Here is an 18,187-nt window from a genome sequence, read left to right as displayed (position 1 = left end):
TAGAAAACGCGCATCCTTGATGTGCGTTTTTTTTTAATTTTATAATGTAAACTTTAGACTTTGGTCGAAATGAGCGAGGATTTTATATATTGCACCATATATTAAAAGATAAAATCGCTTATGTATTTCGCCAATTTATAGGTGGTATGTGTCAAAAAAATCAATCGTTGTTTAAGAACATGATACGATTTGCCACAAAGTTATAGGTGAAAAAAGCGTATACTAGTGAAATTAATTTAAGTAGCACGATCTTAGATCTGTGCTTAATTTTTATGGTTAAAGTCATTTTAGAAAAGTTAATTTTAAAGTTAATTTTTCTAAAAAGATTTGCAAAAAATTGCTCGGTTTTAATCGAGTATAAGGTGAGTGATGATGCCATTGAGGGCGTTGTGATTCATTAATTACCTATGGAGTTTTCTCTCTAGGTAGTATGACGCCCCATGGTCTTAGAGACCTGTTGGGTAAGTAATGCCTTTTTTACCAATTTGGCATTATGCATCATGGGTGTGCTTAAAAGGCAGCCTGTAATATTTTTTGCAATAGGAAATGGGTCCACAAATGCAAGAAGTTGCTGACGCATTGCGTCTTGACACTGAACTTTCCGCTGATAGTGCAGCGTATATTGAAGAACTTTACGAGCAGTACCTGACTTCCCCAACCTCTGTAGCTGAGGACTGGCGCCAATATTTCGATAAATATCCAAAGGGTGACCAACCACACAGCGCTGTGCGTGAGCAATTCCTATTACTAGGACGTAATGCTAATCGTGTTCAACCTGTTGTACAAAGTACTGTAAGTACTGAGCATGAGCGTCGTCAAATTGGCGTTTTACAACTTATTGCTGCTTATCGTAATCGCGGACATCAAAAAGCTAAATTAGATCCATTAGGTCTTGCTAAGCGTGAAGAGATTCCAGATTTAGATCTTTCAGCTCACGGTTTAACCAAATCAGATTTAGACACTGTATTCAATACCGGCAATCTTGAAATCGGCAAAAGCGAAGCAACGCTTGCTGAAATGATTGAAGCAATGGAAGCAATCTATTGTGGTTCGATCGGTGTTGAATACATGCATATCGTGGACACAAAAGAAAAACGTTGGATTCAACAACGTCTTGAAAGTGCCCGTGGTAAATTCAATTACTCAAATGACCAAAAGAAAGGCTTCTTAGAGCGTTTAACTGCTGCAGAAGGTCTTGAAAAATATCTTGGTAATAAATACGTCGGTGCTAAACGCTTTGGTGTTGAAGGCGGCGAATCTTTTATTCCTATGGTAAACGAGATTATCCAGCGTGCTGGTGCTGTAGGTTGTAAAGAAGTTGTTATCGGTATGCCACACCGTGGCCGTTTAAACCTTCTTGTGAATATTATGGGTAAAAACCCTGCGGACTTATTTGGTGAGTTCGAAGGTAAATCAATTCATAAAAAAGGTTCTGGCGACGTTAAATACCACCAAGGTTTCTCAAGTAATGTAATGACTCCAGGCGGCGAAGTTCACTTGGCATTGGCATTTAACCCATCTCACTTGGAAATTGTTGGTCCTGTAGTTGAAGGTTCTGTACGTGCACGTCAAGTACGTCGTAGAGACATTGGCGGTGATGACGTTTTACCAGTTATTGTTCATGGTGATGCGGCATTTGCAGGTCAGGGCGTGAACATGGAAACTTTCCAGATGTCACAAACTCGTGGCTATACGGTTGGTGGTACAGTTCATATTATTGTGAACAACCAAGTAGGTTTCACAACTTCTGATCCTCGTGACGCACGTTCTACAGAATACTGTACAGACGTTGCTAAAATGATTCAGGCGCCAATTTTCCATGTAAATGGCGATGATCCTGAAGCTGTTATCTTTGCTACTCAATTAGCACATGATTTCCGTCACGAATTCCGTAAAGATGTTGTTATCGATTTGTTCTGTTATCGTCGTCGTGGCCATAACGAAGCAGATGAGCCATCTGGTACACAGCCATTGATGTATCAAGTAATTGCGAAGAAAGCGACTACTCGTACACTTTATGCTGATCAACTTGTTCAAGAGAAAGTACTTGATCGTGCTGAAGCAGACCAAATGGTTGAAGATTACCGTTCTGATCTAGAAGCGGGTAATCATGTAGCAAATGCATTGATTCTTGAACCAAATACCAAAATGTTTGTTGATTGGACTCCATATTTGGGCCATGACTACACAGACGATTGGGATACTTCATTTGACTTAAATCGCTTAAAAGAATTAGGCGAGGGCATGAGCAAACTTCCTGAAGGGTTTGTAATGCAGCGTCAGGTTCAAAAAGTAATTGAAGACCGCGTAAAAATGCAAACTGGTGAAACTCCATTAAACTGGGGTGCAGCAGAAACTTTAGCTTATGCAACTTTATTAGATGAAGATTATCTAGTTCGTATTACTGGTGAAGACGTGGGTCGTGGTACCTTCTCACACCGTCATGCGAAATTGCATAACCAAGCTGATGGTTCAACGTACATTCCACTTTGTCATGTGAAAGAGAACCAACCACGTTTTGCGATTTATGACTCTCTTTTATCTGAAGAAGCAGTTCTTGCATTCGAATATGGTTACGCAACTACAATTCCTAAGAGCTTGATTATTTGGGAAGCACAATTTGGTGACTTCGTAAACTGTGCTCAAGTTGTGATTGACCAGTTTATTGCTTCTGGTGAGACTAAATGGGAACGTGTTTGTGGTTTAACAATGTTGTTACCACACGGTTTCGAAGGTCAAGGCCCAGAACACTCATCAGCTCGTTTAGAACGTTTCTTACAGTTATGTGCTGAAGACAACATGCAAGTGATCACTCCAACGACACCTGCACAGATTTTCCATGCATTACGTCGTCAAGCTGTACGCCCAATTCGTAAGCCATTGATTGTAATGTCACCGAAATCTTTACTTCGTCATAAGCTTGCGACTTCTACTTTAGAAGAGCTTGCAAATGGTTCATTCCAAACTGTAATTGATGAAATCGATCAAATTAACAAGTCAGATGTAACTCGTCTTGTACTTTGTGGCGGTAAAGTTTATTACGACTTACTTGAAAAACGTCGTGAACAAAACTTAACTAATGTTGCAATCGTACGTATTGAACAGTTGTATCCATACCCAGAGCAACGTCTTGCGGAAATCTTGGCTGCATATCCAAACGTCAAAGAACTTGTTTGGGCACAAGAAGAGCCGAAGAACCAAGGCGCATGGTTATTTATTGCACCGCGTTTATATGACGATATCTTAAAATCTGGCAAACAAATCCGTATCAGTTTTGCAGGTCGTGAAGCTTCTGCTGCACCAGCTTGTGGCTCACCGTACTTGCATGCAAAACAACAAGCTCAGCTAATTAATGATGCATTGGCAATCGAAGCTGAACAATCAGGAGATTCTCAATAATGGCAACCGAAATTAAAGCACCGGTATTCCCAGAGTCTGTTGCAGATGGCACCATCGCAACTTGGCATAAAAAGGTGGGTGAACCTGTATCACGTGATGAAGTAATCTGTGATATTGAAACCGACAAAGTTGTTTTAGAAGTTGTTGCTCCTGCTGATGGTAGCTTAGTTGCAATCATTAAAGATGAAGGCGATACAGTTCTTTCTGACGAAGTAATTGCTCAGTTTGAAGCTGGTGCTGGTGCAGCAGCGGCTGCTCCTGCAGTAGAGCAAGCAGTTGCTCAAACTCAAGCTGGTGCAGCGCCTGTTGTTGAGCGTACAGAAACTGTATCTGATCAAGCTCCTGCAGTTCGTAAAGCATTAACTGAATCTGGTATTGCTGCTGCTGACGTACAAGGTACTGGTCGTGGTGGTCGTATCACTAAAGAAGATGTTGCAAACCATCAAGCTAAACCAGCTGCTAACGTTACTCCGTTAAGTGTAGCTGTTGGTGAGCGTATCGAAAAACGTGTTCCAATGACTCGTTTACGTAAACGTGTAGCTGAGCGTCTTCTTGCTGCAACTCAAGAAACTGCAATGTTAACTACATTCAACGAAGTTAACATGAAGCCAATCATGGAATTGCGTAAGCAATATAAAGATGCTTTTGAAAAACGTCATGGCGCTCGTTTAGGCTTCATGTCATTCTTCGTTAAAGCAGCAACTGAAGCGCTTAAACGCTACCCAGCTGTAAACGCTTCAATTGATGGCGACGATATCGTTTATCACGGTTACTACGACATCGGTGTTGCAGTATCTTCTGATCGTGGTCTTGTTGTACCAGTATTACGTGATACTGATCGTATGAGCTATGCAGAAGTTGAATCTGGTATTGGTGCATATGCTGCTAAAGCACGTGATGGTAAATTATCTATCGAAGAAATGACTGGTGGTACTTTCACAATCACTAACGGTGGTACTTTCGGTTCATTACTTTCAACTCCAATTTTGAATCAGCCACAAACTGGTATCTTGGGTATGCACAAAATCCAAGAGCGTCCTATGGCTGTAAATGGTCAAGTTGAAATCTTGCCAATGATGTATTTAGCACTTTCTTATGACCACCGTATGATCGATGGTAAAGAAGCTGTAGGTTTCTTGGTAGCAATCAAAGAATTGTTAGAAGAGCCAGCTAAACTCATCCTTGATCTTTAATTTCTTCGAATAATATTACCGAGGTAGAGTGATCCTCTATCTCGGACCATGGAGATAAACAATGTCTCAACAATTTGATCTTGTTGTTATTGGCGGTGGTCCTGGTGGTTATGAAGCTGCAATTCGCGCTGCTCAACTAGGTTTTAAAGTCGCTTGTATCGAAAAACGTATTCACAACGGTAAGCCATCTTTGGGTGGTACATGCTTAAACGTAGGTTGTATTCCTTCTAAAGCATTACTTGACTCTTCTCACCGTTACGAAGATACAGTACATCACTTAGCTGATCACGGTATCACTACAGGTGAAGTGAATTTTGATCTTGCTAAGCTTCTTGCTCGTAAAGACAAAATTGTTGACCAATTAACTGGTGGTATCGATCAATTGCTTAAAGGCAATGGCATTGAATGGTTAAAAGGTACTGGTAAATTACTTGCTGGTAAAAAAGTTGAGTTCGTTTCTCATGAAGGTGAAACTCAAGTTTTAGAACCTAAATACGTTATTCTTGCGTCTGGTTCTGTGCCTGTAAATATTCCAGTAGCTCCTGTAGATCAAGATATTATTGTTGATTCAACTGGTGCATTGAACTTCCCAGAAGTACCTAAGCGTTTAGGTGTAATTGGTGCAGGTGTAATCGGTTTAGAGCTTGGTTCTGTTTGGCGTCGTCTTGGTGCTGAAGTTGTTGTTTTTGAAGCAATGGATGCATTCTTACCAATGGCTGATAAAGCTTTGGCAAAAGACTACCAAAAACTTTTAACTAAGCAAGGTCTTGATATTCGTATCGGTGCTAAAGTTTCTGGTACTGAAATTAATGGTCGTGAAGTGACTGTTAAATACACTCAAGGCGGCGAAGAAAAAACTCAGACTTTTGACAAATTAATCGTTTGTGTAGGCCGTAAAGCTTATGCAGAAGGTTTATTGGCAGATGATTCAGGCATTAAATTGACTGAACGTGGTCTAGTTGAAGTAAATGATCACTGTGCAACTTCTGTAGAAGGTGTATACGCGATTGGTGACTTGGTTCGCGGTCCAATGCTTGCTCATAAAGCAATGGAAGAAGGCGTAATGGCTGTTGAGCGTATTCACGGTCATGCAGCTCAAGTGAACTATGACACAATCATTTCTGTTATCTATACACATCCGGAAGCGGCATGGGTTGGTTTAACTGAAGAACAAGCTAAAGAAAAAGGTCATGAAGTTAAAACTGGTCAATTCGGTTTTGCTGTAAATGGTCGAGCTTTAGCGGCGGGTGAAGGTGCTGGTTTTGTTAAGTTTGTTGCTGATGCAAAAACTGACCGTTTATTAGGTATGCATGTTATTGGACCTGCGGCATCTGATATCGTACACCAAGGTATGATCGCTCTTGAATTTGTATCTTCTGTTGAAGATCTTCAGTTAATGACATTTGGTCATCCAACATTCTCTGAAGTTGTTCATGAAGCTGCACTTGCTGTAGATGGTCGTGCAATTCACGCGATTCAACGTAAGCGTAAATAAAATAAAGAGCGGTTCTCCGCTCTTTTTCACATTCGATGGTGTGATTAAAAAAGCATCAAGGTGAAAGACGTAGACAGCAATTTGCATATGTAACATGAGAATGTTGCGCAAATTGAAGACAACAAACAAAGTTAAGTAGGTAACTAAATGAACTTACATGAGTATCAAGCTAAAGCGTTATTGAAAGAATATGGTATGCCAGTACAAGAAGGTATCTTGGCTACCAATGCAGACGAAGCAGTTGCTGCATTTGAACAGCTTGGTGGTAAATTCGCGGTAATGAAAGCGCAAGTTCATGCTGGTGGTCGTGGTAAGGCTGGTGGCGTTAAAGTTGCAAAATCTAAAGAAGACGTTATCGAATTTGCAAACAATATCATTGGTACTCGTCTTGTAACGTATCAAACAGATGCAAATGGTCAACCAGTAAACAGTATTATTGTTGCTGAAGACGTATACCCAGTTGAGCGTGAGCTTTACTTAGGTGCGGTTGTAGACCGTTCTAGCCGTCGTATTACTTTCATGGCTTCTACAGAAGGTGGTGTAGAAATCGAGAAAGTTGCAGAAGAAACTCCAGAAAAAATTATCAAAGTTGAAGTTGATCCATTAGTTGGCTTACAACCATTCCAAGCACGTGAAGTTGCGTTTGCTTTAGGTTTGAAAGACAAACAAATCGGTCAATTTGTAAAAATCATGACAGCTGCTTACCAAGCATTTGTTGAAAATGATTTTGCTTTATTTGAAATTAACCCACTTTCAGTTCGTGAAAATGGCGAAATTTTATGTGTAGACGCGAAAGTAGGTATCGACTCTAACGCGCTTTACCGTTTACCTAAAGTTGCTGCTTTACGTGACAAATCTCAAGAGAATGAGCGTGAATTAAAAGCATCTGAATTTGATCTTAACTATGTTGCTTTAGAAGGTAACATCGGTTGTATGGTTAACGGTGCTGGTCTTGCAATGGCAACTATGGACATCATTAAACTTTATGGTGGTCAGCCTGCAAACTTCCTTGACGTTGGTGGCGGTGCAACTAAAGAGCGCGTAATCGAAGCGTTCAAAATCATCCTTGCTGATACATCTGTACAAGGTGTTTTAATCAACATCTTCGGTGGTATCGTACGTTGTGACATGATTGCTGAAGCGATTATTGCAGCGGTTCAGGAAGTAAACGTAACTGTTCCAGTTGTTGTTCGTTTAGAAGGTAACAACGCTGAGTTAGGTGCTAAATTACTTGATGAATCTGGTTTGAAATTAATTTCTGCGAACGGCTTGTCTGATGCCGCAGAAAAAGTTGTAGCTGCAGTTAAAGCGTAAGGGGAGTATCAATCATGAGCGTATTAATTAATAAAGACACTAAAGTATTGGTACAAGGTTTTACTGGTAAAAACGGTACTTTCCACTCTGCACAAGCTTTAGACTACGGTACAAAAGTTGTTGGTGGTGTTACTCCAGGTAAAGGCGGTACTACTCACCTTGACCTACCAGTATTCAACACAATGAAAGAAGCTGTACGTGAAACAAATGCAGATGCATCTGTAATCTATGTACCAGCTCCATTCGTTTTAGACTCAATCGTTGAAGCGGTTGATTCAGGTGTTGGCCTAATCGTTGTGATCACTGAAGGTGTTCCAACAATCGACATGCTTAAAGCAAAACGCTACTTAGAAACTAACGGTAACGGTACTCGTTTAGTTGGCCCTAACTGTCCAGGCGTGATCACTCCGGGTGAATGTAAGATTGGTATTATGCCTGGTCATATTCACCAACCAGGTCGTATTGGTATCATCTCGCGTTCAGGTACATTGACTTATGAAGCTGTTGCTCAAACAACTAAGCTTGGTTTAGGTCAGTCTACTTGTATCGGTATCGGTGGTGACCCAATCCCAGGTATGAACCAAATCGAAGCGCTTCAATTGTTCCAAGACGATCCAGATACTGATGCAATCATCATGATCGGTGAGATCGGTGGTACAGCGGAAGAAGAAGCTGCTGAATTCATCAAATCTAACGTGACTAAGCCTGTAGTAGGTTACATTGCTGGTGTAACTGCTCCTAAAGGTAAGCGTATGGGTCACGCTGGTGCGATCATTTCTGGTGGTCAAGGTACTGCTGAAGAGAAATTCGCTGCATTTGAAAAAGCAGGTATGGCTTACACTCGTAGCCCAGCTGAGCTTGGTTCAACTATGTTGCAAGTTTTAAAAGAGAAAGGTTTAGCGTAATTCGTTAGATTTTGATCTTTAAAAAAACCCCAATGGAGACATTGGGGTTTTTTATTAAAATGAAATGATATTAATTCTAGTAGAACATTGAATAATTAACATAATTAATTCAAGGGAAAAATAAATGAGTAGAGAAGAGTTAATTTATTGTATCGAAAAATTTATAGATAAAAATGATATCTCTATCAAGAATACACAAAGAATAGAAGTTCTTCTTGATGACTTAAATTCAGAGGAAGAGATAATAGAAAGTATGATGCTAATTCTAGCGTTATATGTCCTGAAGGTGATGAGTACTTGTATGGTGAAGATGACGTGATTTTAGAATTGAAAAAAAATATTAATTTTTTTCAATGATATTTAAATTCCACATATTGTCTATTTTCATTCTTTAAGATGAAAAAGAAGAGCCTTATGACTAATACTAATTTTCATAAATAACTTAATATTCAATCGCTTATAAATATTACCTTTTTAAGAGAAATGTTTAGTCTCATTCATTAGATTTTAATCTTAAAACCCCAATGGAGATATTAGTTTTTTTACTGGGAAATATAATTGGAGTATTCATGGACTTAGTCTACTAAATAAAATCTAGTAGACTAATCGTATCTTTACAAAAATATCAATGACAAAGGTAATCATCATGTATGTGAAAATATCTAGTGTGATTCTCTTCTGCACTTTAATTTCGGGGTGTGCCACAAATCCAGAAAAGTTACAGACACCAGTTGAACTTACTTGTATTTTCCTCAAAGAGCCTCTTTCAACTACAGGGCTCTATGGTCCACTTAATGTGGAGTGGACCACTCGTCTAGAACGGGGACCATATTGGTCAGAAAAGATAGATGAAAAGGGCACGTTCTTTCGAGGGGCACCTGGTAGTATTTCAATTCGAAGCCCAGACTATCCATCAATTCCAGGACAACCTGCAGCAACTGATGGTGGCTTTTACTTACCAAAAGACCCTAAGGAGCCAGTCAAAATTTATCGCTACTTCACAACAAAGGCAGTACCTGTTGAAGTTCCATCTGACAATGTGACGTGTAATACTCTAGCTTATACTAAAGAGTCTGCATCCCATAAGGTTAGTCTAGTATCCTTTGCCACAGCTGGCGCAGTAGGAGGCGCTACTGGTGCCATAATTGGTAAGAACTTTTCCTCAGGAAATATGAGCTACGGGCAAGCCGCAGGAGCTGGCGCTGCAGGGGGAGCAATCGGTGGATTGATTGTTGCTGCTATCATCAATGCTGAAGTAGGGAAAATCATTGGTGGTCTACCAATAAAGGAATCTAGTTTTATGGAAAAGCTTCGCGAACTTGGGGCAAAACGCGAGCCTCTTAAACAAATTTCTTTACTACCAGCTTCTAGTCCATAAAGCTTAGTTCCTCAGGTTTATTCATCCATCGAGAGGTCGCTAGCAGTCAGCACCTCTCTTATTAAACGTTGGGCATCTGTTTCGCTATACTTTTTCAACGCGAGATTTAATTCAAGGGAAGAGATGCCCTGTTTGATATTTTGCTAACCTTATACTGAACTTGGTATCTAATTACTCATTTTCACCATAGGAATGGGTGAAACGGAAGATGAAAATTGTAGATCGAACATTTAGCATTTCGGTCTACATTGAAATAGGAGTACTAAACAGAGTGTATCACCCTTACTCAGCTTTTGGTTTCAACCCTTGAGTCAAACCATTGACATCACCACCCTGTAAGCCCAATTCATTTATTAAGTTATCAATCAAAGGTGCTTGTGAGCGATAGCGTAGCGCGCTATTCACCACTTGATCAGACAAAGAAGTTTGAGCATTTTCAAAAGAAACATTACTGTAAATCAGTTGAATTTCAACCTAAATTGCCAACATTATTATAGGCAAAAAAATACGCAATGATTGGGGTGATCATTGCGTAGAACAACGAATCTGTAAAAACAGTTTCGGTTTAAGGAGAAATGTCGTGAGGCTCATATGATGTAACCTACATAGAGGATAATAGATAAAGATAAGATATTCTTCATCGCTATTAGCGTTAATAAGTGTTACTTCACGTTAATAGGGTAAAGGCCTGTGAATGGCTATCAATACATTAGTAATTCTAAAAAATAAATATTATTGAATCTAATAAATAAAAAAAAGCCCCGAAGGGCTTTTAGTTTTCAAAAAGGATTAAAATTTAAATAAACCTAAACCATCTTTAACTTCGTCTAAAGTCTGTTGAGTAATAAGACGGCACTTATCTGTACCTTGACGTAAAACATCCATAATATAGTCAGGATCTTTAGCAAGTTCTTCGCGACGTTCACGAATAGGTGTAATTAACTCTTTTAAGACACCTTCAAGACGTTTTTTAACCGTACCATCACCAAGACCACCGCGACGATAGTGAGCTTTTAATTCTTCAACTTCTTCTTTATTTGGATCAAATGCATCTAAATAAGTAAATACAATATTGCCTTCAACTTGACCTGGATCTTCAATACGAAGGTGATTTGGATCGGTGTACATCGCATTAACAGCTTTTTTAATGTCTTTATCAGAAGCATTTAAAACGATGGTATTGCCTAATGATTTAGACATTTTCGCTTTACCATCAAAACCTGGTAGACGTGCCATATTAGAAAGCAACGCTTTACATTCAGGCAAAAGATCTTGACCGATTTGGCGATTTACTCGACGTACGATTTCATTCGTTTGTTCAATCATTGGAATCTGATCTTCACCCACTGGAACCACAGTTGCTTTGAAAGCAGTAATATCAGCCGCTTGTGCAACAGGGTAGCAGAGGAAACCAGCTGGAATGTCACGTTCGAAACCACGCATTTGAATTTCAGATTTAATGGTCGGGTTACGTTCTAAACGCGCAACTGTCACAAAGTTAAGATAGAGCATTGTGAGTTCATTGAGTGCTGGTAAGCAAGATTGAACACAAATAGTAGTTTTTGTTGGATCAATGCCTACAGCTAAATAATCTAGAGCAACTTCTAGAATATTACGACGAACTTTATCTGGATTATCTGCATTATCTGTTAATGCTTGTGCATCTGCTAACAAGAGATGTTGATGATGGCTATCCTGTAAACCTACACGAGAACGCAAAGAACCGACAAAATGCCCAAGGTGAAGTTGTCCGGTTGGGCGGTCGCCTGTCAAAATAATTGGACGCTGATCAACATTACTCATTATTTATTCCACTATCGTATTGGCTTAATCAGGGGTAGTAAGCCCTGTAATATAAAAGATTGGCATTATTGTACGGGAAATAAATTTTTTTCGTCAGCGATTGGGGAAACTTTTCTTAAAATAATATTGTGAATTTATTCAGTAAAATTACAGAAATTCAAAAAAATCATCTTACAATAGCCTTAATAAATACAAACTTGGATAAGAAATGGCGAGTGGCTTACTTTTATTACTAGATGATATAGCAACAATTTTAGATGATGTTGCTTTAATGAGCAAAATGGCAGCCAAGAAAACTGCCGGAGTTTTAGGTGATGATTTGGCCTTAAATGCTCAGCAAGTAACAGGTGTGCGCGCAGATCGCGAACTACCTATTGTTTGGAAAGTGGCTAAAGGCTCATTTGTTAATAAGCTTATTTTAGTTCCTTTAGCATTGTTGATTAGTGTGATTGCACCTTGGCTTATTAATCCGCTATTAATGCTCGGGGGCTTATTTTTATGTTATGAGGGCGTAGAGAAAGTTCTTCATACGATTATGCATAAAAAAGCTTCTACATCAGAGGAAGCAAAAGCAGAGCTTGAAAATGAAGAATTAGACTTAGCAACTTTTGAAAAAGAAAAAATAAAAGGAGCAGTAAGAACTGATTTTATTTTATCGGCTGAGATCGTGGTGATTACGCTCGGTACAGTTGCTACGGCTACTTTAATGACAAAGTTAAGCGTTTTAAGTGTTATTGCAGTTGTAATGACGATTGGCGTTTATGGCCTGGTTGGTATGATTGTTAAGATTGATGATTTGGGATTATATTTAACAGAACAGTCGACCTCATTTAAACAAACTATAGGTCGAGGCCTATTAGCTTTTGCTCCTATTTTGATGAAATTACTTTCAATTGTGGGCACTATTGCAATGTTTTTAGTGGGTGGCGGGATTATTAATCATACGATTCCATTACTTCATCACTTAACTGAAGACACAGTGGATCATGTGGAAACAATACCAGCAGTGGGTAATATTATTGGTGCTTTAACACCAACATTGATTAACTTTGGAATAGGACTTGTTGCAGGTGCAATTGTTCTATTAATTGTGAGCTTAATACAAAAAATGTGGCCTAAAAAAGCATCAGGTTCATGATGCCATTCTAAAAAGAAGAGGGAAATTATGCGCTGGAAAGGTCGACGAATTAGTAGCAATGTTGAGGACCGTCGAGGTGGTGGCGGGGTTAGAGCCGGTGGTATCAGTATTATTGGTTTGGTTGTTGCATTTGTTGCGTGGAAGTTCTTTGGTGTTGATCCACAACAGGCTTATCAAGCAACGCAGCAAGTTACTGCTTCACAACAATCAAATGCAACTGCGCCAGAAAGTTTAACGGCCGAGCAAAAAGAAGCCTCGGATTTTGTTGGAACGGTTTTGGCTGATACAGAAGATACTTGGACCCCTATATTTAAACAGTTAGGTAAAAGTTATACGCCACCTAAATTAGTTTTGTTTAGTGGAATGATTCAGTCAGGATGTGGCACAGCTCAATCTGCTATGGGGCCATTTTATTGTCCGGCAGACCAGAAAGTTTATATCGATACAGAATTCTTTAAAGATATGCGTCAGCAAATGGGAATTTCTGGTGAGCAGAACCAAACTGAACTTTCTAGAGAAGATCAAGCTGGGGATTTTGCACAAGCTTATGTGGTTGCACATGAAGTAGGGCACCATGTTCAAACCTTGCTGGGTATTTCGTCACAAGTACAGCAAGCCCGTGCACAAGTCAGCCAAAGAGAAGGTAATCAATTATCTGTTCGTCAAGAATTGCAAGCTGACTGTTTAGCGGGTATTTGGGCGAGTCATAATCAACAGCGAACTCAATTTTTAGAGCAAGGTGACATTGAAGAAGCGATGGATGCTGCTCAAAAAATTGGAGATGATTATTTACAGAAGCGCTCTACGGGGCAGGTCGTTCCAGACAGCTTTACTCATGGTAGTAGTGAACAGCGAATGCATTGGTTTCAGGTTGGTTTAAAAACTGGTGATATTAACCAATGTGATACTTTTAATAATCCAGTTTAAAATTTTATAGGATGAGTCTTGTTAAACATAATTTAATAAGCTCATCTTTTTTTAGATCATAACTATAAATAATGTTAAGAAATTTAACAGATTGATAGATTGTTCAATCAATTCGGTAAACTTGTGTCCTAATTTCTATTTTTATGATTATGGCATTGTTTATGTCAGCTTTTTATTAAGTTTGGTCGATCTAGCAAAGTTGTTCATTTGGTCATTGACCCAGAAGAAGGGTATTCATGGGTAATTTTTTTCTATTACAAGCGTTTACAGTGGTTTTTGCACTATCAATTGCAACCACAATCTTTAATAAGCGTATTTTAGGCTTTCCACAGGCGATTGGTGTTCCTCTGGTCTCAGCAATTTTTGTCTTTATTCTACAGTGGGGTGCCAGCCTACTAAATGGTAACCAATTTATTACCATTAACATTCATAATATTGAAGAAGCAGTACGCCATATCGATTTTTATGATTTTTTAATTAATGGTGTTATTTGTTTTATTCTAACTTCTTCTGCACTCAAATTTAAAATTTCAGATCTAAAAAGTTATTGGAAGCAAATTAGTATTTTGGCAACAATTGCCTTAGTACTTTGCGCCGTATTATTTGGTAGTTTACTTTACGGATTCCAGTTACTGGTTGGATATCATGTGCCAATTCTGGTGCTATTACTTTTAGGTGCAGCTTTAGGGGCAACAGACCCAATTGGTATTAAAGGTGTACTTAGTTCGATTCGAGCACCACATCATTTAATTGTTAAGCTAGAAGGTGAATCATTATTTAATGATGCAATGTGTATTGCATTGTTTATGACTTTACTTAATGTTTTACAGGGTGAACATTTTTCATTGGTGGCAACATTAGAAGCTCTACTTTATGAAATTGTTGTCGCCGTCGGGATTGGTTGGGCATTTGGGGTAGGGGTGTTGCGTCTATTACGTGGTAAACACGAAATGGAGTCCCTGATTTTAACAACAGCTTTACTTGCAAGTGGAGCATATTTGGTTGCTTTGTTTGCGCATGCATCAGCACCGATTGCTTGTGTAATTGGCGGTTTAATTGTTGGAAACAAATGGAAGGAAATACGAGAAGAGCGAGAGATTCAAGAAGTTAACCATTTCTGGCACACTGTAGAAGGAATTATTAACTCATTCTTATTTACTTTAATTGGCTTAGAGTTATTTATTCTTGATCTAAACTTTAGCCTGATTTTAGGCGGTATTGTTGCGTTCTTTATCCTTCATATTTCTCGTTTTGCTGCCAACTTTATGGCTTTCGCTTTTTTTCCCACAATGCGTAGAACTAAAAGCTACAACGGTAGTTTGACTATTTTATCTTGGGGTGGGGTACGAGGAGGAATTTCACTTGCATTGATTTTGGCAGTAGCCAATATCCCTGCCTTAAGTCCCTATAGTAGTATCCTGATTGGATATACATTTATTAGTGTATTGTTATCAGGTATTGTGTGCGGCCTAGGCTTACCAGCTGTGATGAATGCTTTTTATTACAACCCCAACGAAGAAACTGAAGGCTTAAAAGGCTTTTATCAAAGGTTGTGCCATAAGATGAACCGAAGAGGTTTTCAGTATATTGTGGGAGAGGATGCGCTGGGTAGAGAAACAATCACCGTTTATAATCCAGATATTCTTGTAGACCAAAAAACTGAGGATGGAATTGCGACAATGCATGACCCGAATAAGTTACAAGAAGTAAAAAGATTTGAGAGTCCAGATAATTTCTAAATATAAATAGTTTTAAAATTTATAAGATATTTAAAAATGAGGTTTTAGTGTAATAGTAAAATATTACCTAAAGCCTTTTTTTTCTATATATATCATTAATAATATATTTTATTTTATTAAGATATTAATAATTGTTATATGAATATTTTAATTAAATGATTTTTCAACAAATGGTAAATAGAAAAACAATAAATTTGTTTTATATATAAAACGTTTAACGTAATTTTTCATTAAATTAACATAAGAAAAACTTAACTAAGACTTATATATAATTTCTATTAATTAAAATTTTTTCTTTAGGTACTTTAGTATTTGTTTTTTTTATTTTAAAGTGTTTAATGTAAAAATGATCACATTACTTAATGTTTTTAAGTTATAGGTCAAAAACTTAGAAAGATTAAGTAAAAAGAATTATACATAAAATCATTTAAATCAATAATATAAAAGGAATACAGATATGCCTGAAATACAAATTATTGCCAAGGATAGTCACGATACCTTGTCAACAATCAAGGGAACTTCTGCAAAGCTTTCGGAAGCGTCGGTCGTATTGGTAAAAGTGGCTGCCAGTGATGTATTGGTAGTGAATAGGGAGGGTACCAATGCAGTCATTCGCCTGAAAAATGGCGAGACTATTGTTATTGAAGGCTTCTTTAGTGGAACAGCTGAGCCTAAAGATAACAGTCTTGTTTTTCAAGATGAAAATGGACAGTTGATTTGGGCAAAATTCAAAGATGCTGAAAATGATGCGGACGCCGATGCTGATGCGGACGCTGACGCAGACAGTGATGTTGAACCACAAGCTCTGGTAGCTGAGGATTTACCTGCTGCTTTACCGGCAGAAGCACCACAAGAGTTGGTATCTGATGTTATTTACCAACCTATTTCTTCAATTGAACCATTACTTTATCACGATGCGGGTGTAAACCCATGGTTGTGGGCAGCTATTCCTTTAGTTGCGGGCGGTATTATCGCTGCAGCATCGAATAGTGATAATGATGATGACTCAACACCTGCTGATACCACTCCACCAAATACAGATGGAGTCACTTTCTCTGTTGATCCTGTTACTTCAGATAACGTAATTAATGCATCAGAAGCAGCAGGTAATGTCACGATTACTGGTGTTTTGAAAAACATTCCAGCAGATGCGGCCAATACTGTAGTAACAGTTGTTGTGAATGGGGTAACTTATAATGCAACTGTAGACAAAACAGCGGGTACATGGACAGTAAGTGTGCCTGGTAGTGGTTTAACAGCTGATGCAGATAAAACCATTGATGCGACTGTAACGTTTACAGATGCGGCAGGTAATAGCAGTACTGTTAAAGATACACAAACTTATACGATTGATACTGCTGCTCCTAATACGGATGAGGTTGATTTTTCGGTTGATTCTGTAACAGCTGACAATGTGATTAATGCATCAGAAGCGGCTGGTGATGTCACTATTACAGGTGTTTTGAAAAATATTCCGTCAGATGCAACCAATACTGTAGTAACAGTTGTTGTGAATGGGGTGACTTATACTGCAACTGTAGATAGTGCAGCAGGAACATGGACAGTAAATGTGCCCGGCAATGGCTTAGAGGCTGATGCAGATAAAACCATTGATGCTACTGTAACGTTTACAGATGCAGCAGGTAACAGCAGTACGGTTAGCGATACACAAACTTATACACTTGATACGACTGCACCAACGGTTGTACTTGAAGATGTTTCTACTAATGATAATACTCCTGCATTAACAGGTACTGTAAGTGACCCAACAGCGACTGTTGTGGTTACTATTGATGGTGTTGATTATCCTGCAGTAAATAACGGTGACGGCACCTGGACGCTTGCAGACAATACATTGCCAACACTCACCGATGGACCACACACTGTTACCGTGACTGCAACTGATGCAGCAGGTAATAAAGGTACTGATACAGGTGTTGTGACTGTTGACACAGCTGCACCAAATACAGCTGGTGTTAACTTTGCAGTTGATCCTGTTACTTCTGATAATGTAATTAATGCATCAGAAGCGTCAGGCAATGTCACTGTTACAGGTGTATTGAAAAACGTTCCTTCAGATGCGGCTACTACAGCCGTTACAGTTGTTATTAATGGGGTAACTTATACTGCAACTGTAGACAGTGCAGCAGGTACATGGACAGTAAGTGTACCAGGTAGCGGTTTGGTTGCTGATGCTGATAAAACGATTGATGCTAAAGTAACCTTCACTGATGCAGCAGGTAATAGCAGCACAGTTAACGATACACAAACTTATACACTGGATACAGCTGCTCCTTCAGCACCAGTAATTGACCCGGTTAACGGGACAGACCCGATTACAGGTACGGCAGAACCTGGTTCAACCGTAACAGTAACTTATCCTAATGGTGACACAGCAACAGTTGTAGCAGGACCGGATGGCAGCTGGTCAGTACCAAACCCTGGCCTTAATGATGGTGACGAAGTTGAGGCAATTGCTACAGATCCAGCAGGCAACCCATCTTTACCAGGTACAGCTACTGTTGATGCAGTTGCACCAGCAGTTGTTATAACTGATCTATTAACGAATGACAGTACACCTGCGTTAACCGGTACAGTGAACGATCCAACAGCTACTGTGGTTGTGAACGTGGATGGTGTTGATTATCCGGCAGTGAACAATGGTGACGGCACCTGGACGCTTGCAGACAATACACTTCCTGCATTAACTGATGGTCCACACACCATTACCGTGACTGCAACAGATGCAGCAGGCAATGCAGGTACAGATACAGCAGTGGTAACAATTGATACCACCGCACCAAATGCACCTGTACTTGATCCAATCAATGCAACTGACCCAGTGAGCGGTACAGCAGAACCTGGTTCTACAGTGACTGTGACATATCCTGATGGC

12 protein-coding genes and 1 pseudogene are annotated in these 18,187 nt (G+C 39.1%); 11 read left to right on the top strand and 2 right to left on the bottom strand.

Going from position 1 to position 18,187, the window contains the following annotated elements; genetic code table 11:
• The first annotated feature begins 272 nt into the window (after positions 1-272).
• The 7 genes from WBW42_RS03285 to WBW42_RS03255 all read left to right on the top strand — a co-directional run bounded on the left by WBW42_RS03285 (position 273) and on the right by WBW42_RS03255 (position 9,684).
• Positions 273-401 carry a hypothetical protein gene (locus WBW42_RS03285; protein WP_002116082.1) on the top strand — a complete coding sequence of 43 codons (129 nt, stop codon included), beginning with the start codon at positions 273-275 and terminating at the stop codon, positions 399-401.
• Positions 402-558: 157 nt separating this feature from the next.
• A complete protein-coding gene (locus tag WBW42_RS03280; protein ID WP_032056626.1) occupies positions 559-3,399 on the top strand; it encodes a 2-oxoglutarate dehydrogenase E1 component in 2,841 nt (946 codons plus the stop codon).
• Positions 3,399-4,592 carry a 2-oxoglutarate dehydrogenase complex dihydrolipoyllysine-residue succinyltransferase gene (odhB, locus tag WBW42_RS03275; RefSeq protein WP_032056625.1) on the top strand — a complete coding sequence of 398 codons (1,194 nt, stop codon included), beginning with the start codon at positions 3,399-3,401 and terminating at the stop codon, positions 4,590-4,592. Before WBW42_RS03280 ends, odhB begins: the two co-directional genes overlap by 1 nt.
• Positions 4,593-4,653: 61 nt before the next feature.
• A complete protein-coding gene (lpdA, locus tag WBW42_RS03270; protein ID WP_002116053.1) occupies positions 4,654-6,087 on the top strand; it encodes a dihydrolipoyl dehydrogenase in 1,434 nt (477 codons plus the stop codon).
• Between the two features lie 147 nt (positions 6,088-6,234).
• The gene (gene sucC / locus WBW42_RS03265; protein ID WP_001048573.1) at positions 6,235-7,401 is read left to right on the top strand and encodes an ADP-forming succinate--CoA ligase subunit beta; all 1,167 of its coding nucleotides are present in this window, start codon (positions 6,235-6,237) and stop codon (positions 7,399-7,401) included.
• A 14-nt stretch (positions 7,402-7,415) separates the two neighbouring features.
• The gene (gene sucD / locus WBW42_RS03260; protein WP_000114637.1) at positions 7,416-8,306 is read left to right on the top strand and encodes a succinate--CoA ligase subunit alpha; all 891 of its coding nucleotides are present in this window, start codon (positions 7,416-7,418) and stop codon (positions 8,304-8,306) included.
• A gap of 646 nt (positions 8,307-8,952) precedes the next feature.
• On the top strand, positions 8,953-9,684 hold the full coding sequence (locus tag WBW42_RS03255; protein ID WP_032056623.1) for a hypothetical protein: 732 nt from the start codon (positions 8,953-8,955) through the stop codon (positions 9,682-9,684).
• A 282-nt stretch (positions 9,685-9,966) separates the two neighbouring features.
• Here WBW42_RS03255 and WBW42_RS03250 read toward each other — a convergent pair.
• Positions 9,967-10,122, bottom strand: a pseudogene (locus WBW42_RS03250) (flotillin domain-containing protein); the annotation flags it as partial.
• A gap of 351 nt (positions 10,123-10,473) precedes the next feature.
• Positions 10,474-11,487 carry a tryptophan--tRNA ligase gene (trpS, locus tag WBW42_RS03245; RefSeq protein ID WP_002116097.1) on the bottom strand — a complete coding sequence of 338 codons (1,014 nt, stop codon included), beginning with the start codon at positions 11,485-11,487 and terminating at the stop codon, positions 10,474-10,476.
• A 208-nt stretch (positions 11,488-11,695) separates the two neighbouring features.
• Here trpS and WBW42_RS03240 point away from each other — a divergent pair, with 208 nt between their 5' ends.
• The 4 genes from WBW42_RS03240 to WBW42_RS03225 all read left to right on the top strand — a co-directional run.
• Entirely contained in the window at positions 11,696-12,625 is a 930-nt protein-coding gene (locus tag WBW42_RS03240) for a DUF808 domain-containing protein (protein WP_032056622.1), read from the top strand.
• Positions 12,626-12,652: 27 nt separating this feature from the next.
• Positions 12,653-13,552: a KPN_02809 family neutral zinc metallopeptidase gene (ypfJ, locus tag WBW42_RS03235; RefSeq protein ID WP_032056621.1), complete on the top strand. Its 900-nt coding sequence runs from the start codon at positions 12,653-12,655 to the stop codon at positions 13,550-13,552.
• Positions 13,553-13,788: 236 nt separating this feature from the next.
• On the top strand, positions 13,789-15,291 hold the full coding sequence (locus WBW42_RS03230; protein WP_002116022.1) for a cation:proton antiporter: 1,503 nt from the start codon (positions 13,789-13,791) through the stop codon (positions 15,289-15,291).
• A gap of 457 nt (positions 15,292-15,748) precedes the next feature.
• On the top strand, positions 15,749-18,187 hold a 2,439-nt coding region (locus WBW42_RS03225), incomplete at its 3' end, for an Ig-like domain-containing protein (protein ID WP_498478327.1).

The sequence above is a fragment of the Acinetobacter sp. LT1 genome, from assembly GCF_059800965.1.
Note: the sequence above shows the minus strand (reverse complement) of the source record. Positions and strands in the feature narration are given on the sequence as shown.